The sequence below is a fragment of the Parendozoicomonas verongulae genome (assembly GCF_009711465.1).
Classification (GTDB): Bacteria; Pseudomonadota; Gammaproteobacteria; order Pseudomonadales; family Endozoicomonadaceae; genus Sansalvadorimonas; species Sansalvadorimonas verongulae.
The window spans coordinates 1-257 of sequence record NZ_SMME01000102.1 but is presented as its reverse complement, the minus strand read 5'-3'; the positions used below and the strand labels follow the sequence as shown (position 1 = coordinate 257).

Annotated in this window: 1 protein-coding gene; it reads left to right on the top strand. The window is 50.2% G+C overall.

Annotated elements, in window-relative coordinates:
* Positions 1-14: 14 nt before the first annotated feature.
* The coding region (locus E1189_RS24155) for a hypothetical protein (protein ID WP_230459786.1) at positions 15-257 on the top strand (243 nt) is incomplete at its 3' end.

The following is a 257-nucleotide window of genomic DNA, read 5'->3' as shown; positions in this document are numbered from 1 at the left end:
ACGTTGAGAAAATCTTGCCCGAACATTTGACTCTTCTGGGGAACGCGTTCCATTGGGCTGCCCTTGCTGTGGAGTCCAGTGCAGGCACAAATGCATCCTGCCTCAGTCAGCTGGCTCACTGCTTCCGCTTTTTATCTGTGTGGCCGCAACCTGGATTGCAAACTTTGGGTATCGAAGAAGAAAAGGAGAAAGAGTTCGGACAGACAGCGGTATTACTTTTTACTCTTGCCAACGACCTTGACCCCTACCGACAAGAA